Raw genomic sequence first — 26,071 nt, forward strand, 5'->3', positions numbered from 1 at the left:
GGTCGGTGTGCAGCTCAACGCTCGTCGCGATGACCCGGGACTGCGCTCAGCTTGTGTTGCTCACACCGATCTCGTCTCGCCGGCCCGGTCGTCGAACGCGGCGTCCAGATCGCCCCGCACCGCGGCGCCGACCCGCGCGTGCCGATCCCGCACCTCCTCGAGATCGACACTCCCCAGCGTCGCCTGTTCGAGCACGAGGTCGGCCTGTCGGAGGAGCTCCGCACCTTGATGGGGTGACACCGGCGCTGCTGCGCAGTCCCGCAGCATGCGGAGGAGCCCGCCCAGGACGATCGGTTCCGATGCCCCGTACCGCCGGACCGGACCGCAGACCAGGTCGAGCCAGTAGCGGAGATCCCGGTCCGGGACCACGACGCGCACGGCACCGGTCCGGTCGCGCACTCCACACGGCCGTACGTCGACCTGTTCCAACCGCACGAGGAGGTCCCCGCAGTACCCGATCGCGTGCACGGCGGTGACCGGGTCGTTGATGGCCGGGGACACGGCCTTCACGGCGATGTCGGTGAGCTGACGGAACCCGTACGCGATGTCCTGCTCCATGGTGCGCTCGTAACCGACCTCGATCGCCCGCTCGACCAGGTCTGGCGGGCCTGCTGTGCGCCCTCCGGTCCAGGCCCGGGCGATCGGCGTGCCCATCGTGACGTGGTCGCCGGGCATCACCCGGAGTTCGACGACGACGTCGTGGCGCTGGGCATGTCGGACGAACGCGTCGATGTGGACCCGGCGGACGAAGCCGCTCCGCGTCGCCCGGACGTCGATGTCCGGTGGCCGATCCGGCAGCATCAGCGATCGGGCGTCGTCGTCGAGCGGCTCGTCCACGGCTGGCGCAGTCCCGTAGATGGAGCCGATCATCGCCACGGTCTCGGTGTGGACGGACCGCATGAGCGAGTCGACCCGCAGGGATCGGACGATGTGCCCCACGAACGCGATGATCGCCCCCGCCGACGCGAGCCCGAGGGCGAAGACCAGGGCGAGGGCGAACAGCGGGAGCGGCGTGTCACCGATCCCGAGGACGCAGGTCACAGCCGACACGAAAGTGGCCAGCAGGACCGCGAGCACGGCCTGGGTGACCCGGTCGCGCGCGAACTCGCGGAGCAACCGCGGGGAGAACTGCTGCGACGAGAGCTGCAACGCGACGACGGTCAACGAGAACGTCACCGTCGCTGCGGCCATCACGCTGGACGCCACCACCTGCAACAGCACGGCCGCAGACGTGGCCCCACCCGGCCACCGCCACCCGCCGGATCCGGGATGAACGGCCAGCAGCAGCGCGGTCACGACGAGCGCGGTCGACGCCCACACGCTGGGCCAGAACCACAGGGCCGCCCGCGCGTTCTCCCAGGTGACGCGACGAACGGCAGCGTGACCCGACATGTCTCCAGGGTGCGGACCGGCACCTCCGGGCACGTGCAGGAGCTGCGCGCAACGGCTGCGTCGCCCGCGTCTGCGGTCAGGGACGGTTGCGTCCCGTCAGCCGCGGATGTTGCGCGGGTCGTGACCGTAGGTGCTGCGCTCCGAGATCCGACCGTTCTCGTTGCGGATGAAGTGCTCGACCTTGTCGGCCACCGCACGCGCCCGGCCGAGCGACTGTGCTTCCGCCTTCGTCGCGGCCTCGCCGAAGACCTCGTCAGTGCCCTCGATCTTGTTGTGCCAGGAACCGTCCTGGTGGTAGGTCTCCACGTCGCCTCGCATGCCGTCACGGTAAGCGACGGCCTGTGTCGGGGTTCCCAGCAGCCGCTGCACCGCGACGCCCCGCCAGGTGGTGGCAGGGTGGAGCGATGCCGAGCATCAGGAACATCGCGATCGGGCTGCCCGTCAAGGACGGTCACGTCCTGGTGTCCGCATCGTCCGACCGTCAGCGGGATCTGGACTTCTACCGGGCGGTCGGTGGGGGCATCGAGTTCGGCGAGCGCGCCGACGAAGCGCTGCGACGGGAGTTCCGAGAGGAACTGGACGTCGCACTCGACCACGTCGAGCTCCTCGGCGTGATCGAGAACATCTTCGAGTTCGAGGGGCAGCCCGGTCACGAGTACGCGCACGTCTTCGCGGTGCACTCGGACGAACTGGACGACGTTCCGCTCGACGCCGAGCTCGTCGTGCTGGACGAGGGGAGCCCGGTGCGGTGGGCTCCTCTGGACACTCTCGTTCCGGTGTTCCCCGAAGGGGTGCTCGAGATGCTCCGGTCGGCGGGTGGACGCCCGCTCGGGACGCCTATCCGTCCATCGCTTCGCGGAGCCGGAGCCGGTAGTGCAGGGGGGCTTCGCCGACCTCACGCTTGAAGGCGGTACTGAAGGCACTCTCCGAGCTGTAGCCGAGTTCAGCGGCAAGACTGCCGACGCGGACCTCCGGGTCCCGGAGGGCGTGTTGTGCCAGCAGCATTCGCCAGCGCGACAGGTACGCGAGCGGCGAGGTGCCGGCGACCGCCCGGAACCGCTCGGCGAAGGTCGTGCGTGACATCCCGGCTGCTCGGGCGAGTTCGACGAGCTGCCACGTCCTGCCCGGTTCGTCGTGGAGAAGCCGGAGTGCCGGCGCAAGTTGCTCGTCTGCGAGGAGCCGAAGCCATCCGACGGGCGGTCGTTCCTGCTCCAGGTAGGCGCGCAGCACTTCGAGGAGGATCAGCTGACCTGTCTGGCGGATGGCGAATGCCGACCCGAGCCTCCCGCCGGATGCCTCCTCGAACAGCTGCGTGACCAGACGTGCCAGACGTGATGCTGACGGGGACGCTGCTCTGACGTGCACGACGCCCGGGAGCGCTGCTCTGAGGAGTGCTGCTCCGGCCGGACTCGCCTGGATCCACCCGCCGACGAGCACGTCATCGATTGCCAGATCGGCCGCGGACAGCGCTATCGAGTCGAAACTGGTGTCCGGCATGAGTTCTCGCGGAGGTTGTTGAGGGTGCCGACCTCGGGCATCCAGGTGCGTCCGGTGGTTGAGCAGCACGACGTCGCCCGGGCTCAGCTCGAACGGTCCTTCCTGCCCACCAGGCCCGTCCACGGTGAGCGTGGTCGCGCCGGCGACCAACGCCACCAGTTTGAACGGCCGGGAAACGGCAGCGCTCGAGACCCACGGTCCGCGAACGGCGAATCCGCCCGTCATGAGGCCCTGGACCTCGACCTGCTCGAACACGTCGGACAAGGCGTCGCCTCGAACAGGTTCAGACATGTCCGTACTCTGGCACATGAAAAACGGACGGATGGTGATTCCGAGTACGTCGCATCCGGACCACGCTGGACGCATGACTTCAGAACAAGGTCCACTGGGCACGCCGTTCACACCTGCTTCCACGGCTTCAGACGTCCTCGAGGGTGTTGATCTCAGGGGGAAGGCGGCAGTCGTCACCGGTGGTCACAGCCGGCTCGGTCGAGAGGTGTCCCGGGCCCTCGCCGAAGCGGGAGCGACGGTCACCGTTGCTTCTCGGGACGTCGCCCGCGCCAGGGCGACCGTCGACGGCATCCCCGGGATCCGGGTCGAGCAGCTGGACCTCACGGACCCGGATTCCGTCGACGCCTTCGCCGAGAGGTGGATCGCCACCGGGAAGTCCCTGGACATGCTCGTCAACAACGCCGCGGTCTTGTTCGGGCCGGAGCTGCGACTCGATGCCCGAGGGAACGAACTCGCATTCTCGACGTCGCACCTCGGCCACTTCCAACTCACGCTCGCGCTCATCCCGGCGCTCCGGGCCGCGAACGGTGCAAGGGTGGTCAACGTCACATCAGGAGCAGCCCGCTTCGGCCACATCCGTTGGGACGACTTGGCGTTCGGGACCGGGTACCAGTCGGCCGCCGCGTACGCGCAGTCCAAGCGAGCCAACACCCTCTTCACGGCCGAGCTGGACCGGCGCTACGGCGCCGAGGGCATCAGGGCGACCGCGGCCCATCCCGGCGTCGTCATCGGTCCTGGCCCGTTTGCTCCCGGGCGGCTTCCGTCGTACCGAGCACAGGGTCTCGTCGACGCAACCGGTGCCACGGTGATCGATCCGGCGGCAGGGAAGAAGACCGTCGAACAGGGTGCCGCCACGATCGTCTTCGGGGCGGCCAGCCCCCTCCTCGACGGCGTCGGGGGCGTCTACCTCAAGGACAGCGACGTCGCAGTACTCGACGATGAGGAACGCCCCATGACTGCTGACAGTCTTCCCTCGGACGCCAACTCCGGCATGACCGACCCCGACGATGCACGACGCCTCTGGGACGTGAGCGAGCGGCTGCTCAGGGCGGATCGGTAGACGATCGGGTGTCGGACCGACCGCTCGGCACATCAGCAGTCGCGTCGAGTGCTGACTGAAGGGCTCGGATGTTCGCTCCGAGAGCACCCGAGGCGAGGAGCCCCGCGCCGAGTGGTCCTGACGGATCCTCCCCGAGCATCGGCAACCGCCGGAGCGCGGTCTTCACCGGCTCGCTCATGCTCGCCACCTGCCACGCGAGCTCGGCTCCACCTCCACGGCCAGGATCAGCCGACTCGGCGGCCTGCGTCGCGTAGGCAGCGGCACCCAGGGCGTGCGCACCCATGTGCGCGACGGCTGCCGCCTGGGCGGCTGATCGTGCCGCCGCTCTCCCGGCGCGGGAGGTGGCGGCCTGAGCGGCGCGACCGGCAACGAAGCGGAGACGGATCTGGCCCGCGGCGTCGAGTTCTCCGCGGGCGAAGGAGCGGGCGCGCTCGACCGCGTCCCGCACGCGATCGTCGCCGGGCGCTTCTGCCTCGAACAGGGCGAGAACGCGTTCCGTGCAGTCGGCTGCCCAGGCGGCGACGACACGGCGGTCGTTCTCGCTCAGGGATTGGGGGGAGGGCATGCCTCACCTTTGCACGCGATCGCAACAGACGACCGGCTCCGGCGTGACTTGACGACCCAGCTGAGGGTTCAGTACGAGAACGGCCAGCGCATCGGTAAACCACAGTCGGCGCATAGATCCAGGCCGGTCAATAGGAGCGTCACAGGACGTGTGTGACCCGACGGCCGGCCCCGCCGCACTCCTTCAGGACTGACCGATGAGCATGACGACGAACAGACACCCGGTGGTCGCTCCGCCCGGCGCGCCGACAGCCCGTCCGCCGGAGCGGCGACGCACCGACTCCGACCTCCGCGGCCGAGCACGGCGTCGGCGCGGTGCCGTCGACCTGCTCGGCGTGGTGGCCTGGGCGTCCGCAGCGGCGGCGGTCACGCTCTGGCTGTGCTCCGGACCGGTCGACCTCTCCGGGTTCGGGCAGGTCCTCGTCGCTGCGGGCATCGTCGCGGGGATGATCGGGACCGACCTGATCCTCGTCATGCTCGTCCTGGCCGCGCGGATCCCGTTCATCGACCACCTGGTCGGACACGACGCCGCGATGGTGCAGCACGGCAAGCTCGGCAAGCCGGCCCTGTACCTGCTCCTCGCCCACGCCGCCCTGCTCATCGGCGGGTACGCAGCCGAATCGAACGCGAACCTCATCGCTGAGACCGTCGCACTGTGGAACACGGCGGACGTGCTGCTGTCGTTCCTCGGCCTGTTCGCCCTCGTCGCCGTCGTGTGGACATCGATCGTCGCCGTCCGGAAGGTGCTCCCGTACGAGGTCTGGCACGGCATCCACCTGCTCTCCTACGTCGCGGTGGGCATCGCGATCCCGCATCAACTCTCCGAGGGACAGGTCCTCGCACAGGGGAGCTGGGAGCGCGTGTACTGGGTGGCGCTGTACGTCGTGGCCCTCGGATCGATCGCCGTGTTCCGGTTCGCGGTGCCGATGGTCCGGTCGCTCCGGCACCGCGTCGTCGTTGACCGCGTCGAGCAGATCGCTGCGGACGTGGTGTCGGTGCACCTGCGCGGCCGTGCCCTGACGCGTCTGAACGCACGAGGCGGTCAGTTCTTCATGTGGCGGTTCTGGACGCGCACGACCTGGTGGCATGCGCACCCCATCTCGCTCTCGGCCGTACCGACCGACGAGGGCATGCGGATCACGGTCCGCGCTCTCGGTCGCGGCACCGCCCAGCTCGGGTCGCTGCGCCCGGGGACGCCGGTGTCGTTCGCCGGTCCCTACGGGGTGTTCACCGACCAGGCCAGGACCTCGACCCGTGTCGCCGTGGCCGCTTCCGGGATCGGGATCACTCCGGTCCGGGCATTCCTCGAGCGGCTCGATGCTCCCGCCGGCGCGGTCACCATCCTGCTGCGCGGACGGTCGCCGCGCGACGCGTTCCTGTGGCAGGAGGTGATCGACTGGGCGCACCAGCACGGGCACCGCGTGTTCACGAGCATCGGATCCCGGGGGAACGGCGTCAGCGGCTGGCTCTCCGTCGCGGACACTGCCCGCGGGGCGTCGGCGGCGTCGGTGTTCCCCGACCTGTCCCGTTCCGACTTCTACATCTGCGGACCCGGCCGATGGAGCGACCTGGTCGAACAGGACGCGCTCCGGGCCGGACTCCCCGTGGCACAGCTCCACCGAGAGAGGTTCGACTGGTGAGGACACGCATCATCATCGGCGGCGTACTGGTCTCGATCGGCATCCTCAGCGCCGGTGTCGAGTCCACCATCGTCCAACAACAGGCACTCACCGCCGCGGGCGGAACGAGCACGTCCGACGCTGGCACCTCCGACGCCGGAACCTCAGGAAGCGCAGGGACATCGTCGGGTGGAACCGCGACCACGCCCTCGACCGGTACGGGCTCAGGCTCGACGAGCACCAGCCTCAAGGACGGCACCTACACCGGGACGACGGCGGTCACCAGGTTCGGGAACGTGCAGGTGCAGGTGACCATCGCGGGCGGGAAGATCACCGACGTCACCGCACTGCAACTCACCGACCAGGACGGCCGATCCGTGCAGATCAGCGCGCAGGCCGCGCCGCTCCTCCAGCAGGAGGCGTTGACCGCGCAGTCCGCCACGATCGACACGGTCTCCGGGGCGACGTACACCTCCGAGGGGTACATCCAATCGCTCCAGTCCGCGCTCGACCAGGCGCAGTGACGCCGTGCAGCACGTCTTCTCCACCATGGGCACGGTCGTGTCGCTGCGCATCGACGACCCCGGCGTCGATGCCGGCCTGCTCGCGGACGTGGAGGCGCGGTTCGCGGCGTTCGACCGTGAGTTCAGCCGGTACCGCCCCGACTCCCCGGCAGCCCGCATCGCAGACGGAAGGCTGTCCCTGACCGGCGCGTCCGACGAGCACAAGCGCTGGTACGCCGAGGCGGTCGGATGGCGCAACGCGACGGGTGGCGCGTTCGATCCGCACCGCCGGGACGGGACGGTGGACCTCGCCGGGATCATCAAGGCCGCAGCGATCCAGGCTGCCGGTTCCGCGCTGGAAGGAGCCGGCATCGCACGGTGGTGCTGCAACGCCGGCGGGGACGTCCTCACCGGTGGCGGCGCTCCGGGGACACCGTGGACCGTCGGCATCAGTCATCCGGAGGACGCCGGACGGCTCCTCAGCACCGTCGCGCTCCTCGGTGATCGTCGAGCCGTTGCCACTTCGGGAACCAGTCAACGTGGCGAACACGTCTGGCGGACCGACACTGCGGGCGAGTACCGGCAGGTCACCGTGGTCGGAACCGACATCATCACCGCCGACGTGCTCGCCACCGCCGTCCTCGCCGGTGGCCGCGACGTCCTGCACCAGGCCGTGGACCGGTGGCAGGTGGACGTCATCGCCGTCACCGACACCGGCGACCTCGTCGAAGCGAGCCCGGTCACGGCCACGTCCTGACGAGCTCGCGCTCGTGCCTTACCGAACTCATCGGCCACGGACAGACCGCTTCCCGTTCCGCGATCGATGCTGGTCGACCCGCACACCCGCTCGATCCGAAAGCGACACCGTGACCAGCACCCTCCACCGGACTCGACCGTCCGACACCGGCATCGCCGGCCCACCTCCGTCGCGGCGGACACCGCCACCTCGTTCTGCCGCCTCGCCAGCCCGATCAGGGCGCGGCTGGAGGTTCCTTTCCGGTTCGATCACCGCGGTGGTCCTCGGAGCAGCCGTGGTCATCGGTGTCCAGATGGGCACGAGCGGTCCGGCGACGTCCCCCGTGCAACCGGCGCCAGCTGCCGGGAGCGACACGACAGCGACCACCGACGGAACGGCTGCCGACGGGACCGGCCAGGGCCGGGGAACGGACGAGCAGTTCGGGGCGGGCCAGCGGAGCCGGGACGACGTAGACGGTGGCGGACGTGGGCGCTGACGATCGTCGTCGATGGATCGCCCCCGTCGGTGCCGCTGTTCCCGCGTCGGTCGCACTCGTGCTCGTGGCCTCCGGGGCGGTCGCAGTCACGACACTCGCCGTCATCGACGCTCCACGACCGATCCGGGTGGACCTCCCGCTCGTCGCGCATGCGGCAGGCTTGCTGGCCGGGTACGCGGTCACCGTCCTGCTGCTCTTGATGTCACGGGCGCCGGCGCTCGAACGCGGCGTCGGTGCTGACCGGACGGCCCGGTGGCACGGACGAGTGGGCCGCGCCACCCTCATCCTGATCGTCGTCCACGGCGTGGCCGCGACCCTCAGTTGGGCCGCGGCGCAGGGCCTCTCCGTCATCGCCGCGACCGAGGGTGTCCTCGACATGCCCGGGCTCGTCGCGGCGACCGTTGCAACGGTCTTGTTCGTCGCCATCGGGGCGCTCTCCGCTCGCGCTGCCCGACGCCGTCTCCGGTACGAGACCTGGCATGCGATCCACCTGCTGACCTACCTGGCGATCGCGTTGTCGTTCTCCCACGAACTCGCCGGCCCGGACCTCGCCGGTCGCCCCGCGGTCCAGGTCACCTGGAGCGTCCTCTACACCGTCGTCATCGGCCTGGTGGTCCGTTACCGGCTCATCGCCCCGGTCCTCCAGGCCTTCCGGCACCGTCTGCGGGTGCAGTGGGTGTTCCCCGAGGGACCTGACACCGTCAGTGTCATCGTCCGCGGGCGGCACCTCGACGAGCTCCGGGCGGCCCCCGGCCAGTTCTTCCGCTGGCGGTTCGTCGCCAGGTCGACGTGGCGGTCGTCACACCCGTTCTCGCTCTCCGCGCCGCCGTCCGACGAGCACCTCCGGCTCACGGTGAAGGCGGTCGGCGACGGCACCCGCCTGGTGCAGCAGCTCCGCCCGGGGACCGTCGTGCTCGCCGGAGGCCCGTACGGTGCGATGACCGAGCGTCGGCGCAGCAGGCACGGGGTCCTGTTGATCGCCGGCGGCGTCGGGATCACCCCGATGCGCACCCTCTTCGAGACACTCGGAGAGGGCGAGGTCGCGGTGACGCTGATCTACCGGGCGTCGACGCCCGCCGACCTGCTGTTCCGAGAGGAACTCGAGGCGATCGCCGCCAGCCGGCGCGCCCGCATCGTCTACATGGTCGGTCGGTCATCGGATCCGCGGAACGCGATGACCGCCGAGAACCTCACCCGTCTGGTCCCCGACCTCCGGTTCCGCGACGTGTACGTCTGCGCAGCTCCCGGCCTGTCAGCGGCAGTACGTGCCGGGCTCCTCGCCGCAGGGCTGCCGAAACGTCACCTGCACCAAGAGGAGTTCGCCTTCTGATCGACGCCTCGGGGCTCCTTGACCGGTCTGCTGGCAGTCTGGGTCCGTGCACACAACCCTGGACTCCTCGACCGACGTCGTCAGCGGCATCCGCTTCCCCGAGGGCAACCGCTGGTACGGCGGACGACTCTGGTACTCGGACATGCACACGGGCGAGGTCTTCTCGATCGACCCGGACTCGAACGGCGCACCCCGTCTCGAGGCCACGGTCCCCGGGCAGTCGTCGGGACTCGGCTGGCTGGAGGACGGTCGGCTGATCATCAGCGCGATGGAGTCGCGCACGCTCGTGTCGGTCGATGCGGACGGCACGTCAGGGGTCTTCGCCGATCTGTCGACGGTCGAGTCGTCGCTCCTCAACGACCTGGTCGTCGACGCCGTGTCCGGTCGGACGTACGTCGGCGCGTTCGGGTACGACCTGTACGGCGGCGAGGAGCTGCGGCCCGGGCCGCTCTACGTCATCGAGCCGGACGGCTCCTTCCGTCTCGCTGCCGACGGCCTCGTGTTCCCGAACAGCGCCAACGTGCTGCCCGGGACGCGGACCCTGGTCGTCAGCGAGACCTGGGGCGGACGGTTGACCGCGTTCGACATCGAAGCGGACGGCTCGCTGACCGGACGGCGCGAATGGGCAGCGCTGCCGGAAGGCGTGACGCCGGACGGCAGCACCGTCGACAGCGAGGGCGCGATCTGGGTGTGCTCGGTCGACTCAGGCGAGTTCCTCCGGGTCCTCGAGGGCGGAACGGTGACGGACCGCATCGATGCTCCTGGCCGCTGCGCGATCGACTGTGCCCTCGGCGGCGCGGACGGGCGGACCCTCTACCTCGCGACTGCGGACAGCTACGACCCGGCCACCACCGCCCGGACCCATGACGGTCGGATCAGCGCGGTGCGGGTGTCGGTGCCCGGGACGTGACCGACCGCCCGACGACCGCGGTGGCACCGTCCCCTGGTGATCCACGGAACGGCAGTGGGCCGTTCCGTGCGAACGGAACGGCCCACTGCCGTGCTGGCGAAACCGGGTGTCAGACCGAGCGTCCGTTGGCGTCGCGGTGGTCCTCGTCGTGCTCGGGCTTGCGCACGCCGGCCTTCGCGATGCCACGACTGACGATGTAGGCGCCGGTCACGATCGCCACGTACAGCCAGGCGTGGTCCGCACCGAACCGCTGTCCGTCGTCACCGTCATCCGTCACCGCGGCAGCGATGAGGATCGCGATCGACACCACCAGCCAGACGTAGAACTCCGTGGTCTTCAGCGCGGACTTCGTCTCGTTCCAGGTGTGACGGACGACTGAGTCGTGCCGTGCGGGACTTCCTGCCGTGTTCGACATGGCCACTCCTTCTGATCTCCGCCACCGGAGTTCGATGGCGTCCTGACGATGACGTTTGTCTCGCTCGGCTGATTACTTTCCCAGTTGGACTTCCCAGGGCCATCGACGACAATGGTTTTGTCCAGGAAGCGACAGGAGCGGGCGTATGAGCACCGAAGACATGCCTCCCGGCGCGTCCGACTTCGTCGAACAGCAGCCGCGAACCGGTGAGGGGGCTGCTGCGATCGCGAGTCTGCAGGCGCTCAGCGACAGCGTCCACGACGCGGACGAGCAGGCCTTGCGGGCGTTGCGGATGCTCCCCATCGACGCACTCGCGCTCCGGCATCTCGTGCAGGAGCACCGAGACGGTCGAACGGTCAACGCCACGCAACTCGCGCGAGCCCTTCGCCTCTCCACCGCCGGCATCACGAAGCTCGTCGACCGGCTCGTGCGTGACGGCCGGGCGGAACGGCACCCGAACCCGAAGGACCGCCGCGGCATCGTGCTGCTTCCAGCGCAGACCGCGGAAGCGGACCTCGCACGGGCCTACGGACACGTTCGTGCGCCGTTGATCGCCACCATCGACGCGCTCAGCGCCGAAGAAGCCACAGCGGTGCGAGTGTTCGCATCCCGTCTCGCCGACGCCCTTCGCGCAGAACTCGCTGCGGTGGAGGCGTCTCCCGCCGACTGAAGTGCGAGGCGCCGTGTGATCGCTTCATGCAACTTCCGCGGTCGGTGCGGCGACGGATGTGCGGCACCCCGCTCCTGGCGCCGCGAGCGATGCGCCGGCGTCGTTCCACTTGGCGACACCGCCGCGTGTCCGCGACTCGTGCAATCCGGGGTGGCGTGGAGGCTGCTCACACCGCCAGATGCTGAGGCTGCTCGTACAGCGACCGGTGGGATCGTGGTGCGCAGGACGGTCGCGATCGATTGCCATGACCCTTCTCCACCATGTGAGGCCTCCGGAATTCACTAGCCTAGCTAGCGAAATCACTCCTCAGATGGGTCAGGCGAATCGACCGACGAACCGCTTCACTGTCAGTCCTGCGGACCCGAGGGCTGGGCGCGCCGCCGGAGTGTCGTCCCCGCGCGCTCCTCGAGCAACCGGGCACCGAGCAGTTCGCCCATGGCCGGGCCGAAGCGCTCCAGGGACTGCTCGTGCAGGTCCGCGGATGCGCTGAGGACCGGTGTCGGTGTTCCAGCGTCCGCGGCGAGCGAGTGCACCGTTCGCAGCTCCTCGACGACGCGGTCGATCGGGAACTCCTCGAGGTAGTCGCCGTCGAGCAGCCGGCCAACGTGCCGTTCCATGAACGAGCTCCCACCGGCACTGTCGCTGAGGAGCTGGCGGAGCGCATCGGGGGCCAGGCCGAGGGCCTGACCCAGGAGGAGCGCTTCGGTGCCCGCAGCCGCATGCGCGAACCAGAGCGCGTTCGCGAGCAACTTCGCCACCTGCGCATCCGAGGGGGAAGTGCCGGCATGCTGCACGCCACGCTGCTCTCCGAGGGCAGCGAGCAGGGGGAGCACCCGTTCGACATCGGCCGCACTTCCGCCCACGAAGAAGTGGAGCGTCCGCTGGTGTGCTTCGGGGACCGACCCGCCCATCGGGGCCGCCACTGATCCGATCCCGCGCTCGGCGGCCGAAGCAGCCAAGTCGGCAGTGACCCGCGGATCCCCTGATCCGAGATCGAGCCAACACGTCCCGGCCGGCATGTGCTCCAGCGCGGCGGAGCACACCGACGCGGTCGCGGCCGCGTTCGGCAGCACGGTCACGAGGACGTCGGCCCCATCGATGCAGTCCTCGAGTTCGCCTGCCCACCGCGCGCCTGCCGCGGTCGCGACCTCAGCCCGCCCCGGGTCCCGGTCGTGACAGGTGACCTCGAAGCCCGCGGCGGTGAGGCCGCGGACGACTTCCGAGCCCATCGCCCCGACACCAACGACACCCACCTTCGTCGCCGCACCCATCGCGCTCCCGCTCCCGTCCGTCCTGGCCGCCACCGATGCGTGGAAGCTCGTTCCACGACCGTACCGGCCGTCACCACGCCAGGAGGTCAGCGGTATCCCTCCGGTCGATCACGCGCTCGGGTTCGACCCGGTCGACGCCGGTTCCCTGGCCGAGTCCTGGCGCTTCGGGCCCGAGTCCGGTGCGTACACGCACCGCGCGGACGTGGCGGCCGGACAGTTCTGAACCGCACACCATGACGGACTGGAGGCGCGGTGCCAGCTGGCACCGCGCCTCCAGTCCGTCATGGGGTCACGTCGGTCCGTCCGGTCAGGAAGGCGGCGCGCGTCGGGCCGGGGCCGGTCCCGATGCGGGACCTACGCGGCGCTCACGAGCCAGACGAGCGCGACGGCGTTGACCGCCGCCGTGACGACGGGCCCGAACGTCCTGACCCGGTCGGCCACCCTGGCGCCCACGACGGCGTCGAGCCCCTGGACGGCGATCATGGCCACCGCGGCCGCGGCGATGAAGCCGGTGTCGCCGGTGATCGGCGCGATGACCGCGACGAGGGCCAGGGCGATGCTCCTCGCGAGCGCGTACTCCGACGCGACGCGGCCCGCAGCCGCGGCTGCGCGCAGACCGGCAACGCTGAAGCCGAGGCTCACGAGCGCGCTCACGATGGTGATGGCGGAGCAGACCCATGCGGCGGTTCCCATCCGGTGAGCCTACGGCGCTCGGCCCCGTGCCCAGCCGTTCCGGCTCAGTGCCGCGCGAGGAACGGGTCGATCGCCGCCCAGGTCGCGTCGGGCGCTTCGAGGTGCGGGAGGTGTCCGGCGGCGGCGACCTCGGCGAACTCCGCACCGGGCACGGCTGCGGCGACGGCGCGCCCGTAGGCGGGGGTGACGATGTGGTCGCTCGCACCCCAGACCAGGAGGGTCGGGACCTGGACGGTGCCGAGGCGACCGAGGAGGGTCGGGTCGCTCATGGTGCCGGCGACGGCGGCCATGGTCCGGCCGTTCGACTGCTGGACGGCGCGCTGCTCGTCGGTGAAGCCGGCCGGGTCCTGGTACCCGCGCTCCGGGTCGTGCCAGGCGGCCTCGGCGAGCCCGCGGGCGTCGAGGGAGAAGAAGTCCGTGATCGGCTCACCCTCGACGACGGCGCCGACCCCGTCGACGACGACGACGGCACCGATCCGGGCCGCGTACCGGTCGTCGGCCGCGGCCTGGACGGCCATCTCGAGCGCGATCCAGCCGCCGATCGACGAGCCGACGACGACCACGTCCCGCTCGTCGTGCTCGACGAGGCCCTCGAGGTAGGCGTGCGCGAGGTCGGCGACGGAGGCGATCGACTCCGGACGGTCCGTGCCGTCCCAGCCCGGGTGGGTCGGTGCCGTGGCGAACATCGAGGGGGCGAGGTGACCGACGATCGGCGCGACGGTGCGGGGTCCGCCACCGCCGTGCAGGACGAGTGCCGGTCGCGTACCGGGGTCGCCGGCCTGGATGACGGGGAGGTCGTGGGGGAGGAGGGAGTTCATGGCCACTCTTTCTCAACATGTTTATATACGGGTGTTGATACGGTAGCACCATGACGACGGATCTCGAAGCACTGGGGCAGGCGATCAAGCGGGCGCAGTACCGGAACCACCGGACGATGGACGCCGCACTGCGGGATGCCGGGGTGACCCTCGTGCAGTGGGACGCCCTGCGCGCGATCGACCGCACGCCGGGGGCTTCGGGGCACGACCTCGCAACGGCCACCTTCCAGAGCGACCAGTCGTTCGGGACGCTCGCGACGCGGCTCGTCGAGCGCGGGCTCATCGAGCGGTCCGCCGGCCGGGGGCGCCGGATCGAGCACGCCCTGACCGACGCCGGCCGTGCTGCGCTGGCGGAGGGTCAGGACGTGGCGGCCCGGGTCCTCCAGGACCTCTTCGCGCCGCTGGACGAGGGGCAGCGGGATGAGCTGATGCAGTTGCTCGGGGTGCTCACCGCGGGAGAGCGGGGCGCGACCACCTCGGCAGGATGACGACGGCGAGCACGGCCGCCAGCGCGTAGGCGCCCGCCTGGACCTCCAGGAGCGGCAGTGTCCCGACGTGGTCCTGCAGCAGCCCGGCCGCGACGAGGCCGATCGCCTGCCCGACGGCCTGCGCCAACCCGAGCGCCGCGAAGGCGCTGCCACGGGTGTCGTCGCGGGCGGCGCGCTGCAGCAGGCTCGTGAGCCCGGCGCCCATGAGGACGGCCGGTGCTCCCATCGCCGCGAAGAGCACCGCGTACACCGGCACCGCGTGGGTGACGAAGGCGAGGTTCCAGGTCACGGCGGTGAGCACGGTGAACGTGACGGCGCCGACCAGGGTCAACCGCAGGACGTCGAGCCGAGCGCCGAGGACGCCGAGCACGGTGCCGGCGAGGATCGCCCCGATCGCCTGGACCCCGCGCAGGAGACCGACGTCCGTCGAGCTGCCGCGGACGACGTCGGTGACGAAGAAGACGAACAGCACGACGAAGAGACCCTGCGCGACGGCGGCGGCGAGGACCACGACGACCGGGCCACGGATCGCAGGGTCGGCGAGGGCGGACGCGATGCCGCGTCGCGTGGCGTGCCGCGTGTCGCGACGGTTCCTGCGTGTGTGCTGGCGCTTCGGTGGTGCGGGCAGCGTCAGGACGAGCGCGACGGCGACGACGTAGGTCCCGATGTCGACGAGCGCGACGACGCCGATCCCGCTGACGGCGAGCAGGACGCCGCCGATCGGGCCGCCGATGAGTCGTCCGAGGTCGTTGTTCAGACCGACCAGCGCGTTCGCGGACGTCACCTGCTCCGGCGCGACGAGCGTCGGGAGGAGCGAGTTCTTCGCCGGCTCGAAGAACGCCGCGCACGTCGCGTGGGCGACGATGACCGCGTAGACGAGGTGGACGTCCGACCCGTCGCGGACGGCGAGCAGCGGCAGGAGCGCCACCGCCTGGGCGGCCATCGCCACGGCCATCACGTGCTTGCGCGGGAGCCGGTCGACGACGCGGGCGATCAGGGGTGACAGCACGACGGGTGGGATGAGCTCGAGCAGGAACGCCAGCGACGTGCCGAGCGCGGAGCCGGACAGCTGCAGCACCACGAGCGGCAGCGCGATGAACATCAGCCAGTCGCCGGCGTCCGAGACGATCCCGGCCACCCAGAGCCGACGGAACGCCGGGACGGTCAGGGCGCTCCGCACCGGGACCCGTGGTGGTGCCGTCGTCGGCGTGCTCATCGCGGGCCCGAGAACTCGGCGCGGGGGAAGGCGTTGATCGAGACGTGCACGTACTCCGCGTCGTCCGGTGCGTCCGTGCGGGTCGGGCGGAGGTAGGGGCGCAGCACGGCGTCGAGCTGCCGTTCGACCTCGATGAGCTCGGCGGGGGAGAGTGCGAGGCCGTACGTGCCGTGCATGTCCGCTCGGCGCCACTCGTCGGGCACCGACTCGCGGCCGCGGAGGTACTCGCGGACGAGGTGGTGGTCGAGTTCCACCGAGGCCGCCAGCATCTCGGCGGTGCCGGGGACCTCGCCGGGGCCGTCGGACTCCACCGTGAACCCGGTGATCGTCGCGCGCCACGGCCGGGAGCGCCCGTCGCCGGAGTCGTCGGGCTCGACCAGGCCGAGTGCGGCGAGGACCCGCAGGTGGTAGCTGCAGTTCGACGGGGTGTCACCGACCGCGCGGGCGCACTGCGAGGCGGTGGCGGGGCCGGACGACATCAGGTACCCGAGGACGTCGAGACGCACCGGGTGCGCGAGGGCATCGACGACGGCGGGGTCGGTGAGGGTGACGCGGCGTTCCTGCACGAGGGCTCCTGGATCTGAAAGGCGTTTTCAGATCATAGGAGCGCTCGGGGCGGACCTGCAAGGCTCTTTCAGATCAGGAGCACCCGAGGGTTGCATCTCGCCACGCCCGAGGGGCCGCAGGGCTTGCAGTGTGTGGTATTCCAGGTGCAGAGTGGGCGCCCGTGACGACGAGGAAGGCGATGCCCGGTGCGCGACAGAACCGGTACGCACCCCGCACCCGTGCGGGGCTCCTGCTCAGCTGCGCCGGGTTCGCCGTCCTGGCCGCGTCGACAGCGCTCCCGGCCATCGAGGCGCTCGTCGGCCCCGTGATGGGCCTCGGGTTCGTCGTCGCCCTCCTCGTCATCGTGTCCGTGCCGAGGGCGATCCGCCCCGGGCGGACCTGGTTGACGGCACCCCTCCCTGCACGGCTCGCCGCGGCGACCTTCGCCGGGGTCGGGATCGTCGGCGTCGCGAGCGTCACCGCCGGAACGTCGAGCGGCGCGGGCGTGTGGGGAGTGGTGGGTGCCGTGACGATCACCGTCGGCGCTGCGCTCGTGGCGTGTGTGCCTGGCGAACGCAGCCCCGTCGATCAGGAGCCGCCGCGGTGCGTGCAGCAGCAACCGCCCGTCACGAAGCAGTAGCCGGCACCGCGGGCACCTCGGGCACGCTGAACCGCTCGACGAGGTCCCGCTTCAGCACCTTGCCGCTCGGCCCCAGCGGCAGGGCGTCGAGCAGGTGCACGACCCGCGGGTACTTGTACGCGGCGATCTCGTCCGACACGTACGTGACCAGCTCCTGCGCGGTGACGGTGGCCCCGGCGTGCAGGACGACCGCCGCCTCGATCTCCTGGCCGTGCACCTCGTGGGGGACCCCGAAGACGGCGGCCATGGCCACGTCGGGATGGGTCGCGAGGACCTCTTCGACCTGCCGCGGGTACACGTTGTAGCCGTTGCGGATGATCATGTCCTTCGTGCGGTCGACGATCGTGAGGTAGCCGTCGTCGTCCTTCGTGCCGAGGTCGCCCGTCCGGAACCACCCGTCGACGATCGCGGCCGCGGTGTCCTCGGGTCGGTCGAGGTACCCGTTCATGAGGTTGTGGCCGCGGATCACGAGCTCGCCGATCTCGCCGTGCGGCAGCAGCTCGATCGAGTCGTGCACCGACGAGTCGGCGATCTCGACGTCGACGCCCCAGATCGGCGTGCCGATCGTGCCGGGGTGCGGCGGCCGTCCGACGTGGTTGAAGGTCGCCACGGGTGAGGTCTCGGTCAGGCCGTAGCCCTCGTGGATGGGAGCGTCGAACACGGTCTGGAACCGCTCCAGCACGGCCAGGGGCAACGAGGCTCCGCCGGAGATCGCGTAGCGCAGGGTCGGGCGGACGTCGGTGCGGGTGGCGGCGTCGAGGAGCCCCATGTACATCGTGGGGACGCCCATGAAGATCCCGCAGCCGTGCTCGACCATCGCGGCGAGGGCCGCGTCGCCGTCGAACTTCGGCAGCATCACGATGGTCGCGCCGGCCCGGAAGCCGGTGTTCATCGTGCAGGTCTGCCCGAAGGTGTGGAACAAGGGGAGTGCGCCGAGCAGGACGTCCCCGCGTCGCATGTCGAAGGTGGACATGAGGTTCGTGTTCGCCTGTTCGAGCAGGGCGAAGTGGGACCCTTCGGCGCCCTTGGGCTGGCCCGTGGTGCCGCTCGTGTAGAGGATCGTCGCGGTGTCGAACGGATCACGCGGCACGTAGGTGTCGAGGGGTTCGGCCGACTCGGCGAGCGCCTCGAGCCGGTCGTGGTCGACGGACGTCGGCGGTGCGAGGACGGTCACGGCCTCGACGTCGGCGAGTGCCGCGCCGGCGGCACCCTCGGCGAGGAGCGGGGCCGCGCAGACGAGGAGCGCGGCGCCGCTGTCCCGGAGGACGTACTCGATCTCGCGCCGTTTGAGGAGCGCGTGCACGGGGACGGCGACCCCGCCGAGTGCGAGGACGGCGTAGTAGACGCGCGGGAAGTCGGCGACGTTCGGCACGAGCATCGCCACGCGGGACCCGACGGTGATGCCCTTCTCGCGGAGTGCGCCGGCGTAGGCGAGGGTCTCGGCCCAGAGTTCGGCGTAGGTGGTGCGCTGGTCGCCGACGATGACGGCGACGTCGTCCGGGTACCGCGCAGCGGACTCGGCCAGGATCGCGGCGACGGACGCGGTGGCCCGGGTCGTGCGAGCAGCGCTGGCTTCGTCGCCTGCGGTGGGGGTGGTGCGGGTCATGCCGGTCTCCGTCTCCAGTGACGAGTGAGGTCTCCTCGATCGTACGTCCCGGCGCTGTTCGGCGATGCGACCCGACAGGGGGACGGCCGCGTGCGTCCTGGGAGTCTCGACGTCGACTGGGCCGCGTGGCGTCAGCGCGCCGTCCACCCGCCGTCGATCGGCAGTGCCGTCCCCGTGATGAGCGAGGCGCCCTCGCCAGCCAGGAACGTCACGGCGGCGGCGACCTCCTGCGGCTGCCCGATGCGGTGCAGGGCCGCGATCCGCTCCACCGTGTCGGCGCGGAAGGCCTCGTCCGAGAGCGCCGGCTCGGTGCCGTCCGTCTCGATGAAGGTCGGTGCGACGGCGTTCACCCGGATCCCGTACTGCCCCCACTCGACCGCGAGGCACTTGGTGAGGTGGATCACGGCTGCCTTGCTCGTGCAGTACGACGACTCGCCCGGCAGGGCGACGAGACCGGCCTGCGACGCGATGTTCACGATCGACCCGCCGCCCGCGGTGCGCATGTGCTTCGCGACGTGCTGCGAGATGAAGAACGTCGACTTCGTGTTGAGCGCCCAGACCGCGTCGAAGTGCTCCTCCGTCACGTCGATCGCGTCCTCGACGATGCCGCCGCCGGCGTTGTTCACGAGGACGCCGATGGTCCCGAGCTCCTCGACGACGGCGTCGATCGCCTGCCGGCAGCCCGCCAGGTCCGTCGCGTCCATCCGGACCGCGGTCACCCGGCGTCCTCGTGCGCGGATCTCGTCGGCGAGCGCCGATGCGCCCTCCGGGTCGCGCACCCCGAGCGCGATGTCGGCGCCGTGGTCGGCCAGGTCGAGGGCGATCGCCCGCCCGATGCCGCGGGAGGCAGCGGTCACCAGGGCGACGGATCCGGTCAGGGGCGTGGAGTGCATGGGTGTTCCTTCAGGTCACGAGCGGACGGGAGGCGCGGTGTGCGTCGTCGCCGTCGCCATCCTCCTGCAGGTGGTCGCGTCTGCGCTCAGCTGGTCGCGGTCGGGTCGTCGCCGCTCAGGTGGGCGTCGCTCAGCGAGTGCCGTTCAGCGCTGGAGCGCGGTCCGGCCCAACTCGTCGCGCAGGAACGGCGCGGTCCGGCTCGCCGTCGACGCAGCCACGTCGTCGGGCGTGCCGGCGGCGACGACCTGGCCGCCGGCATCGCCGCCGCCCGGACCCATGTCGATGACGTGGTCGGCCTTCGCGACGACGTCCATCGCGTGCTCGACGACGACGACGGTGTTGCCGGCGTCGGTCAGGCGCGCGAGCTGTTCGGTGAGGAGCTCGACGTCGGCGGGGTGCAGGCCGGTCGTCGGCTCGTCGAGCAGGTAGAGCGTGTGGCCGGAGCGTGCCCGCTGCAGCTCGGTCGCGAGCTTGATGCGCTGTGCTTCGCCGCCGGAGAGCTCCGGTGCGGGCTGACCGAGCCGGAGGTACCCGAGGCCGACCTGGCGCAGGACCTCGAGCGCGCGGGCTGCTGACGGGACCGCGGCGAGGAACGGTGCCGCCTGGTCGACGGTCATCCCGAGGACGTCGGCGATCGTCGCGCCGTTCCAGCGGACCTCGAGCGTCTCCGCCGTGTAGCGGGTCCCGTGGCACTCCGGGCACGCGGCCCAGCTCCCCGGCAGGAACAGGAGTTCGACCGAGACGGACCCCTCGCCCTGGCAGACCTCGCACCGACCGCCGGCGACGTTGAACGAGAACCGTCCCGCCGTCCAGCCTCGGGCCTTCGCCTCGTCGGTCGCCGCGAACGCTGCCCGGACGGCGTCGAAGAGCCCGGTGTACGTGGCGAGGTTCGAGCGGGGCGTCCGACCGATCGGCTTCTGGTCGACCTGCACGACGCGGTCGACGAGCGGGTGCTCGGACGCCACGGCGGGCAGGACACCGCCGACCAGGGAGGACTTTCCCGACCCGCTCACCCCGGTCACCGCGGTGAGGACACCGAGCGGCACGTCGACGTCGAGTCCGCGGAGGTTGTGCCGGGTCACGTCGCGGAGCTCCAGCGTCCCGACCGGCACCCGACCCCGGCGTGCCTCGACGGGACGTGTGCCGGGGTCGAGGAACCGGCGGGTGACCGACTCCTCGACGTCGGCGAGGCCGTCGACGGGACCGCTGTAGAGGACGGTGCCACCACCCGCGCCTGCTCCGGGGCCGACGTCGACGATCCAGTCCGCCCGACGCACGATGCGCATGTCGTGCTCGACGACGAACACGCTGTTCCCGCCGGCGCGGAGGTCCTGCAGGACCTCCATCAGCGACTCGGCGTCCGCCGGGTGCAGGCCGGCGCTCGGTTCGTCGAGGACGTAGACGACGCCGAACAGCCCGGAACGGAGCTGCGTCGCGATGCGCAGCCGTTGCGTCTCGCCGGGGGAGAGCGTCGGGGTCGCCCGGTCGAGGGAGAGGTACCCGAGCCCGAGGCCGGAGAGGACCTCGACGCGGGTGAGCAGGTCGCGGGAGATCGCGACGGCGACCTCGGTGTGTTCGCCCGACGATGCGCGCGAGGTCGCGGGGCCGGCGTCGGTCATCGTCGCGATCGGGCGGAGGACGTCGGCGAGCGCCGTCAGCGCGAGTCCGTTCAGCGCGGCGATCGAGTGCCCGCCGACCGTCACGGCGAGCGCCGCCCGGGTCAACCCGGTCCCACCGCAGAGTCCGCAGGGGCCGGACTCGACGAAGCGGAGTGCCTTCGTGCGCTGGGTCTCGCTCTGGGAATCGGCGAGCGTGTGCAGCACGAACTGCCGCGCGCTCCAGAACCGCCCCTTGTACGGCTTCGCCACGCGGTCGCGTTTCGGGTGCACCTCGACGACCGGCTGTTCCTCCGTGAAGAGGAGCCAGTCGCGGTCCTCGCGGGAGAGCTCGCGCCACGGGCGCTCGATGTCGTACCCGAGCACCGCCGTCACGTCGCGGAGGTTCTTCCCCTGCCACGCGCCCGGCCACGCGGTGATCGCGCCGTCCCGGATGCTCAGCGAGTCGTCGTGCACCGCGGAGGCTTCGGTGACTTCGTGCGCCGTGCCGAGTCCGTGGCAGCGGGGGCACGCCCCGGCAGCGGTGTTCGGGGAGAACGAGTCGGACTCCAGCCGGTCGGCTCCATCCGGGTAGGTGCCGGCGCGGGAGAACAGCATGCGCATCGAGTTCGACAGGGTCGTCAGCGTGCCGACGGTCGAGCGGGTGCTGGACGCACCGCGTCGTTGCTGGAGCGCGACCGCGGGCGGCAGACCCGTGATCGAGTCGACGTGCGGGGTGGAGCCCTGCGCGATGAGCCGTCGGGCGTACGGCGCGACGGACTCGAGGAAGCGGCGCTGTGCCTCGGCGAACACGGTGCCGAACGCGAGCGAGGTCTTGCCCGACCCGGAGACCCCGGTGAACGCGACGATGCGGTCGCGGGGGACGTCCACGTCGACCCCGCGCAGGTTGTTCTCGCGTGCACCCCGGACGCTGATGAAGCCGTCGCGCTCGGTGCCGGTGGTGGTCGTGGTCGGCGAGTGCTGCGCGGAGGAGGGCATCCTCACGATGCTAGGCCGGGCGGCTGAGCGCCTCCGCCCGAACGTTTCCGTCGCACCTGTTGCCGGGCGCCTCGTCGTGGCACCATGCCGTCATGGAGCGGGTCACCGGTGTCGGCGGGTTCTTCTTCGCCGCCCGTGACCCGGGAGCGTTGTCGCGTTGGTACGCCGACCACCTCGGTGTCGAAGCACCGCCGATCGACTACGACACGTCGTCCTGGAGGCAGCAGGCAGGCGCGACGGTGTTCGCGCCGATGGACGGCGGCACCGCCGAAGTGGCCACGACCGCTGGCGGGTGGGCCGCTCCGGTTCAGGGCGGCTCGTCGCGACCGCGGCCCCCACGACCGCGGCCGCGAACGACCGGACTCCCCGCACGCAGACCACGATGCTCCTGCCGTCGACGGGTCGCATCCTCCGAACGGATGAAAAGTGACAGTCGGTCGACTGCCAGTCGACGGTCGTCGCGTCCGCACCATCGGACGGGAGGCACGGTGCGGGCCCGCCACGCGCCTCCAGTCCGGTGGTGGTCGCGACCAGTGCGCCTGCTGTCAGGTCCGGTTCTCCTCCGGTGCGTCGCCCCGGCACTCGTCGATGCGCCCGGCCGCTGCGACGCCGAGCCATGCCGGCAACGACGTCGTCCGGACCGTGCCGAAGGTGCCACGCTGCGCGATCGTGACACCGTCGATGGCGGCGAACGCCGCGTCGTCCTGCCGGGTGATCGTGACGATCACGGTGGACGTCCGGTGGGCCGGGAGCACTGCTCCGATGAGCGGTTCCACCGGTCGCCCGTCCACCAGCGAGGAGAACGGCCCGAACGAGTTCGGGTGCTCGTCGTGTCCGGGGAGGACGCGCAGGCGGACCCGCTCGGCGTGGACGGTGCCGAACGGATGAGCGCCGAGGACGGTGACGTCCTCGCCGGAGTCGTTCCGGACCGGCAGCGAGACACTCATCGACTTCGTCCGGTCCGGTGGCTGGTAGCCGGCGCAAGCACCACCGGCGAGGTCCACCAAGCGGAGCGGCACCGACGGCCACGAGACGACCGCGACCCCCGCTCCGGCCACGATCGCGAGGGCGGTCGACACGGCGAGCACGGCACGTCCGGAGTTCACGGGCTGACTCTCACGAGCCGCGAGTGTCAGGCGGGACCGGACGCTTCCGCCTGCGCGCTGTCGGCCCGGGACTTCCGGAGGTCCTGGGCCAGCATCACGAGGATGCCGCTCGGGCCGCGGAGGTAGGTCAGTCGGTAGACGTCCCCGTACGTCGCCACTCCACGGAGCGGGCGGCAGCCGTGTCGCTCGGCGATCGCCAGGGCGTCGTCGAGGTCGTCCACCGAGAACGCGACGCGGTGCATCCCGATCTCGTTCGGCAGGGTCGGTTCCGTCTCGATCGCGTCGGGGTGGATGTACTCGAACAGCTCGAGGCGCCCGTGCCCGTCCGGAGTCTGGAGCATCGCGATCTTCGCGTGGTTGCCGTCCAGGCCGACTGCGGTGTCCGCCCACTCGCCACTGACCGTGTCGCGCCCCACGAGGGTGAGTCCGAGGTCCGTGAAGAACGCGATCGTCGCGTCGAGGTCTCGGACGGCGATGCCGACGTTCTCCAGTGTGATGCCCATGGGGTGCAGGTTAGCGAGCCCTCACCCCGGAGCCCGCTTCCGAGGGAGCTCCAGCCATCGCCAGCCTGAGTCGCTTGACGGCCGTCTCATCGACGCGTGCGGCGCGGGCGATCGAAGGACTGCGTTCCAGCATCGCCGTCGCCGCCATGACGCGCCGACGCTCGGTCGGTGTGATGGCGTCAGCGATCCGATCACGCCGAGTGACGAGTGCAGCGAGTGTTGCGATGTCCATCAGGTGCCGTGTCGGATCAGCCCCGACGATCTCGACCGCAGCAGCTTTCGACAGCAGAGCACCTTTGAGGGTGGGGCGGAGGACAGTTCCCCTCCGACCGTTGACCTCGACCGTTACGGGTTCGGCTCGTCGGAGTGCTCCTTGCGTGCCCGGAGCCGCGATGGTCGTTCCGCCGGTCGCGCCACGTCGGCGTTCTGCACGCTCGCCGAGGAAGCGTGGAATGAGGACGTCGATCTGCGCTTCGCCTCGGATCCAACGGTGCTGATGTCCTTCGAAGCTCTCACCGTCCGGAAGGAAGCCCATGTCGCGGAGGGCCCTGGTGAAGGTCAGCAGCATCCTCGGACGGGCGCGGACGTCGAGGGCGGTGTCAGCGTCTGTCGTCGGGCGGTTGGGTGTTGCTCCTCGTTCCCAGCAGAGCGATTGCACCATCTGACCGCCGACGAGTGCCCATCCGTCCGGCAATCGCTCGTGCAGATCGAACAGTGCGTGCCATGCGTCGGCCTGCGCCGGCCTGAGCGGGGGTGCGGCGAACATCAGCCGGCTCGACGAACGAGCTCGGAGACCGCAGTTCGCTCCCGCGCGCCGTCGTGATGCGCGAGTTCGATGATCAAGCGTCCGAGCGGGACGGGGCCGCCAGATCGCGCGTCATCAACGTGGAGGAGCACGTTCGGGCGGTCATCAGTGCGCACCAGCAGGAACTCTGCTTCGAGCGCGTCGAGGTCGGTGCCCGCCACGTGCCCTTCGAGGAACCCGGCGTCGCTCAGCCCCGACCGATGATCGCTCACACCGCTCGGGACGAGTCGGCCATCGTCTCGGAGGTCTTCGAGATCGGCATCTGCTGCCCGGTAGCAGACGGGCTCTCGGTACTCCGCACGGGTCCAGTACGCCACCGTGCTCCACGGGACAGGGTCGGCCCGGAGCTCGGCGAGCCGACGCTGCGCCCGTGCTCGTTCACTCCGTGAGAGTCCCGCGTCCCAGTCGTGAGCGCCGGAGAGGACGCATTCGACCGCTCGGACGGAACGAGGGGAGAGCGGGCGGCCGGGTCGACGTCGGGAGACGGATGACTCGATCACGAGCCAACGCCCACCGACGCGTCGTGCGGGGATCGATCCGGCCACGGCTGCGGCTTGCACGCGACGCTGCGAGATGCCGTGTTTCGCGGCGTACTCGGCGGTGCTCATCTCGCTCATGTGTTCTCGTTCCTTCCGCGTACCACAATAATACGCGTTGGTGAACAATTGTGGTACCCCCGGTGGTCGATCACGGAGATCAGCCCGCGGCTCGCCTCGCGTCCGCCGCCGCGAGACCCGCACGCATCCGTGCCGCCTCGCCCTCCGACCAGCCTCCCGAACTGGCGAGCGGCAACTCGGTCATGTGCCGGCGGAGGTGCTCCGGGTAGTCGTGGACGATCCGGTCCGGATCGCTCTTCACCGCGGCGTAGAGCGCGGGCCCGTCGGCGTAGAAGAGATCGGCGACGACGAGCCGCCCGTCGGACCCCCGCATGACGTTCGCCGGGTTGTCGTCGAGGGGTCCCCACCACGGTTGTTCCCGGGCGCCGCGCGCGTGCACCACCGCGATGTGGTCCGCGAGTTCGGCGACCGACGGATCCCGTCGGCGGATCGATCGTTGGAACGCGATGCCCTCCTCCTCGGAGACGGGGGAGAGGAACTCCATCACCGTGAGGTCCGCCCCGCCCGCCAGCACACGGTGGTCGATGAGTGCCGGGACCTGGCGTGTGTGCGCGGCCTCGCGGTAGAGCGTCGCCGAGTACGGGCCGGCAGGGTCGAACGGACTGATCCGAGCCGCGACGGTGCCCGAGGGGGAGCGCAGCGCCGAGGCCCAGTCGCCGGTGCCGCACGGCGTCCAGCCCAGACGTTCGAGGGTGGCCAGGACCGCCGTCCACGGCATCTCCGCCGTCAGGTGCTCGTCGAACGCGTCCTCGGGTTCCATGCATCCATCCTGCTCGTCCGACCGCGACGCA

29 protein-coding genes and 1 pseudogene are annotated in these 26,071 nt (G+C 70.8%); 11 read left to right on the top strand and 19 right to left on the bottom strand.

Translation table 11 applies throughout. The features are described 5' to 3' along the window. Positions 1-60: 60 nt before the first annotated feature. The gene (locus tag DEJ28_RS07850) at positions 61-1,392 is read right to left on the bottom strand and encodes a DUF2254 domain-containing protein (RefSeq protein ID WP_111116215.1); all 1,332 of its coding nucleotides are present in this window, start codon (positions 1,390-1,392) and stop codon (positions 61-63) included. A gap of 96 nt (positions 1,393-1,488) precedes the next feature. Further along, positions 1,489-1,710 (bottom strand): DUF2188 domain-containing protein, encoded by a 222-nt coding sequence (locus DEJ28_RS07855; RefSeq protein ID WP_111116213.1) that lies wholly within the window; start codon positions 1,708-1,710, stop codon positions 1,489-1,491. Between the two features lie 86 nt (positions 1,711-1,796). On the opposite strand from DEJ28_RS07855, the gene DEJ28_RS07860 reads away from it, so the two are divergent. Next, on the top strand, positions 1,797-2,297 hold the full coding sequence (locus tag DEJ28_RS07860; RefSeq protein WP_111116211.1) for an NUDIX hydrolase: 501 nt from the start codon (positions 1,797-1,799) through the stop codon (positions 2,295-2,297). Here DEJ28_RS07860 and DEJ28_RS07865 read toward each other — a convergent pair. Further along, the gene (locus tag DEJ28_RS07865) at positions 2,230-3,180 is read right to left on the bottom strand and encodes a helix-turn-helix transcriptional regulator (RefSeq protein WP_111116319.1); all 951 of its coding nucleotides are present in this window, start codon (positions 3,178-3,180) and stop codon (positions 2,230-2,232) included. The two genes, DEJ28_RS07860 and DEJ28_RS07865, sit on opposite strands and share 68 nt — an antisense overlap. On the opposite strand from DEJ28_RS07865, the gene DEJ28_RS07870 reads away from it, so the two are divergent. Next, positions 3,179-4,240: an SDR family NAD(P)-dependent oxidoreductase gene (locus DEJ28_RS07870; protein WP_258368117.1), complete on the top strand. Its 1,062-nt coding sequence runs from the start codon at positions 3,179-3,181 to the stop codon at positions 4,238-4,240. The genes DEJ28_RS07865 and DEJ28_RS07870 overlap by 2 nt on opposite strands. Here the strand turns inward: DEJ28_RS07870 and DEJ28_RS07875 are convergent. Further along, positions 4,224-4,805, bottom strand: a complete 582-nt coding sequence (locus DEJ28_RS07875; protein ID WP_111116207.1) for a putative immunity protein — start codon at positions 4,803-4,805, stop codon at positions 4,224-4,226. The genes DEJ28_RS07870 and DEJ28_RS07875 overlap by 17 nt on opposite strands. Positions 4,806-5,007: 202 nt before the next feature. On the opposite strand from DEJ28_RS07875, the gene DEJ28_RS07880 reads away from it, so the two are divergent. The 5 genes from DEJ28_RS07880 to DEJ28_RS07900 all read left to right on the top strand — a co-directional run bounded on the left by DEJ28_RS07880 (position 5,008) and on the right by DEJ28_RS07900 (position 10,398). Further along, a complete protein-coding gene (locus DEJ28_RS07880; RefSeq protein ID WP_284180774.1) occupies positions 5,008-6,444 on the top strand; it encodes a ferredoxin reductase family protein in 1,437 nt (478 codons plus the stop codon). Then, the gene (locus tag DEJ28_RS07885; protein ID WP_258368116.1) at positions 6,441-6,947 is read left to right on the top strand and encodes an FMN-binding protein; all 507 of its coding nucleotides are present in this window, start codon (positions 6,441-6,443) and stop codon (positions 6,945-6,947) included. The genes DEJ28_RS07880 and DEJ28_RS07885 overlap by 4 nt, the downstream gene beginning before the upstream one ends. Positions 6,948-6,951: 4 nt before the next feature. Next, positions 6,952-7,683, top strand: coding sequence for an FAD:protein FMN transferase (locus DEJ28_RS07890; protein WP_258368115.1), 732 nt, complete (start codon positions 6,952-6,954; stop codon positions 7,681-7,683). Positions 7,684-8,147: 464 nt separating this feature from the next. Further along, positions 8,148-9,488 carry a ferredoxin reductase family protein gene (locus DEJ28_RS07895; RefSeq protein ID WP_220034639.1) on the top strand — a complete coding sequence of 447 codons (1,341 nt, stop codon included), beginning with the start codon at positions 8,148-8,150 and terminating at the stop codon, positions 9,486-9,488. Positions 9,489-9,534: 46 nt separating this feature from the next. Next, entirely contained in the window at positions 9,535-10,398 is an 864-nt protein-coding gene (locus DEJ28_RS07900; protein WP_111116199.1) for an SMP-30/gluconolactonase/LRE family protein, read from the top strand. Positions 10,399-10,507: 109 nt separating this feature from the next. Here the strand turns inward: DEJ28_RS07900 and DEJ28_RS07905 are convergent, their stop codons facing one another. Further along, positions 10,508-10,813: a hypothetical protein gene (locus tag DEJ28_RS07905; protein ID WP_111116197.1), complete on the bottom strand. Its 306-nt coding sequence runs from the start codon at positions 10,811-10,813 to the stop codon at positions 10,508-10,510. Between the two features lie 145 nt (positions 10,814-10,958). Between DEJ28_RS07905 and DEJ28_RS07910 the strand changes: the two genes are divergently transcribed. After that, a complete protein-coding gene (locus tag DEJ28_RS07910; protein WP_111116195.1) occupies positions 10,959-11,483 on the top strand; it encodes a MarR family winged helix-turn-helix transcriptional regulator in 525 nt (174 codons plus the stop codon). Between the two features lie 347 nt (positions 11,484-11,830). Here the strand turns inward: DEJ28_RS07910 and DEJ28_RS07915 are convergent, their stop codons facing one another. Continuing rightward, the gene (locus DEJ28_RS07915; RefSeq protein ID WP_284180775.1) at positions 11,831-12,241 is read right to left on the bottom strand and encodes an NAD-binding protein; all 411 of its coding nucleotides are present in this window, start codon (positions 12,239-12,241) and stop codon (positions 11,831-11,833) included. Positions 12,242-12,268: 27 nt separating this feature from the next. Here DEJ28_RS07915 and DEJ28_RS07920 point away from each other — a divergent pair, with 27 nt between their 5' ends. Then, positions 12,269-12,409, top strand: coding sequence for a hypothetical protein (locus DEJ28_RS07920; RefSeq protein WP_284180776.1), 141 nt, complete (start codon positions 12,269-12,271; stop codon positions 12,407-12,409). Here the strand turns inward: DEJ28_RS07920 and DEJ28_RS18060 are convergent. The 3 genes and pseudogenes from DEJ28_RS18060 to DEJ28_RS07930 all read right to left on the bottom strand — a co-directional run. Then, positions 12,347-12,754 (bottom strand): annotated as a pseudogene (locus DEJ28_RS18060) (NAD(P)-binding domain-containing protein); the annotation flags it as partial. The gene DEJ28_RS07920 and the pseudogene DEJ28_RS18060 overlap by 63 nt on opposite strands. A gap of 354 nt (positions 12,755-13,108) precedes the next feature. Further along, entirely contained in the window at positions 13,109-13,447 is a 339-nt protein-coding gene (locus DEJ28_RS07925; protein WP_258368114.1) for a hypothetical protein, read from the bottom strand. A gap of 44 nt (positions 13,448-13,491) precedes the next feature. After that, positions 13,492-14,265: an alpha/beta fold hydrolase gene (locus tag DEJ28_RS07930; RefSeq protein WP_111116191.1), complete on the bottom strand. Its 774-nt coding sequence runs from the start codon at positions 14,263-14,265 to the stop codon at positions 13,492-13,494. Positions 14,266-14,315: 50 nt separating this feature from the next. Here DEJ28_RS07930 and DEJ28_RS07935 point away from each other — a divergent pair, with 50 nt between their 5' ends. After that, positions 14,316-14,753: a MarR family winged helix-turn-helix transcriptional regulator gene (locus tag DEJ28_RS07935; RefSeq protein ID WP_111116189.1), complete on the top strand. Its 438-nt coding sequence runs from the start codon at positions 14,316-14,318 to the stop codon at positions 14,751-14,753. On the opposite strand, the gene DEJ28_RS07940 is transcribed toward DEJ28_RS07935, so the two are convergent. Continuing rightward, the gene (locus DEJ28_RS07940; protein ID WP_111116187.1) at positions 14,713-15,969 is read right to left on the bottom strand and encodes an MFS transporter; all 1,257 of its coding nucleotides are present in this window, start codon (positions 15,967-15,969) and stop codon (positions 14,713-14,715) included. The genes DEJ28_RS07935 and DEJ28_RS07940 overlap by 41 nt on opposite strands. Then, positions 15,966-16,535: a winged helix-turn-helix domain-containing protein gene (locus DEJ28_RS07945; protein ID WP_111116185.1), complete on the bottom strand. Its 570-nt coding sequence runs from the start codon at positions 16,533-16,535 to the stop codon at positions 15,966-15,968. The genes DEJ28_RS07940 and DEJ28_RS07945 overlap by 4 nt, the downstream gene beginning before the upstream one ends. 161 nt (positions 16,536-16,696) lie before the next feature. Here DEJ28_RS07945 and DEJ28_RS07950 point away from each other — a divergent pair, with 161 nt between their 5' ends. Next, positions 16,697-17,155, top strand: coding sequence for a hypothetical protein (locus DEJ28_RS07950; protein WP_146248874.1), 459 nt, complete (start codon positions 16,697-16,699; stop codon positions 17,153-17,155). Here the strand turns inward: DEJ28_RS07950 and DEJ28_RS07955 are convergent. The 8 genes from DEJ28_RS07955 to DEJ28_RS07990 form a co-directional block, all read right to left on the bottom strand. Further along, the gene (locus DEJ28_RS07955; protein ID WP_111116181.1) at positions 17,142-18,761 is read right to left on the bottom strand and encodes a long-chain-fatty-acid--CoA ligase; all 1,620 of its coding nucleotides are present in this window, start codon (positions 18,759-18,761) and stop codon (positions 17,142-17,144) included. The genes DEJ28_RS07950 and DEJ28_RS07955 overlap by 14 nt on opposite strands. A 131-nt stretch (positions 18,762-18,892) precedes the next feature. Next, positions 18,893-19,654, bottom strand: a complete 762-nt coding sequence (locus tag DEJ28_RS07960) for an SDR family NAD(P)-dependent oxidoreductase (protein ID WP_111116179.1) — start codon at positions 19,652-19,654, stop codon at positions 18,893-18,895. Positions 19,655-19,798: 144 nt separating this feature from the next. Continuing rightward, positions 19,799-22,249: an excinuclease ABC subunit UvrA gene (locus tag DEJ28_RS07965; RefSeq protein WP_111116177.1), complete on the bottom strand. Its 2,451-nt coding sequence runs from the start codon at positions 22,247-22,249 to the stop codon at positions 19,799-19,801. Positions 22,250-22,794: 545 nt separating this feature from the next. Then, positions 22,795-23,355, bottom strand: a complete 561-nt coding sequence (locus DEJ28_RS07970) for a hypothetical protein (RefSeq protein WP_111116175.1) — start codon at positions 23,353-23,355, stop codon at positions 22,795-22,797. Positions 23,356-23,381: 26 nt separating this feature from the next. Then, positions 23,382-23,858: a VOC family protein gene (locus tag DEJ28_RS07975; RefSeq protein WP_111116173.1), complete on the bottom strand. Its 477-nt coding sequence runs from the start codon at positions 23,856-23,858 to the stop codon at positions 23,382-23,384. A gap of 10 nt (positions 23,859-23,868) precedes the next feature. Next, on the bottom strand, positions 23,869-24,624 hold the full coding sequence (locus tag DEJ28_RS07980) for a hypothetical protein (protein ID WP_146248873.1): 756 nt from the start codon (positions 24,622-24,624) through the stop codon (positions 23,869-23,871). After that, the gene (locus DEJ28_RS07985) at positions 24,624-25,280 is read right to left on the bottom strand and encodes a hypothetical protein (RefSeq protein ID WP_111116171.1); all 657 of its coding nucleotides are present in this window, start codon (positions 25,278-25,280) and stop codon (positions 24,624-24,626) included. The genes DEJ28_RS07980 and DEJ28_RS07985 overlap by 1 nt, the downstream gene beginning before the upstream one ends. Before the next feature lie 79 nt (positions 25,281-25,359). Continuing rightward, positions 25,360-26,040, bottom strand: coding sequence for a hypothetical protein (locus DEJ28_RS07990; RefSeq protein ID WP_111116169.1), 681 nt, complete (start codon positions 26,038-26,040; stop codon positions 25,360-25,362). Between the last annotated feature and the right edge of the window lie 31 nt (positions 26,041-26,071).

Source organism: Curtobacterium sp. MCPF17_002, assembly GCF_003234115.2.
In the GTDB taxonomy this organism is placed as follows: domain Bacteria; phylum Actinomycetota; class Actinomycetes; order Actinomycetales; family Microbacteriaceae; genus Curtobacterium.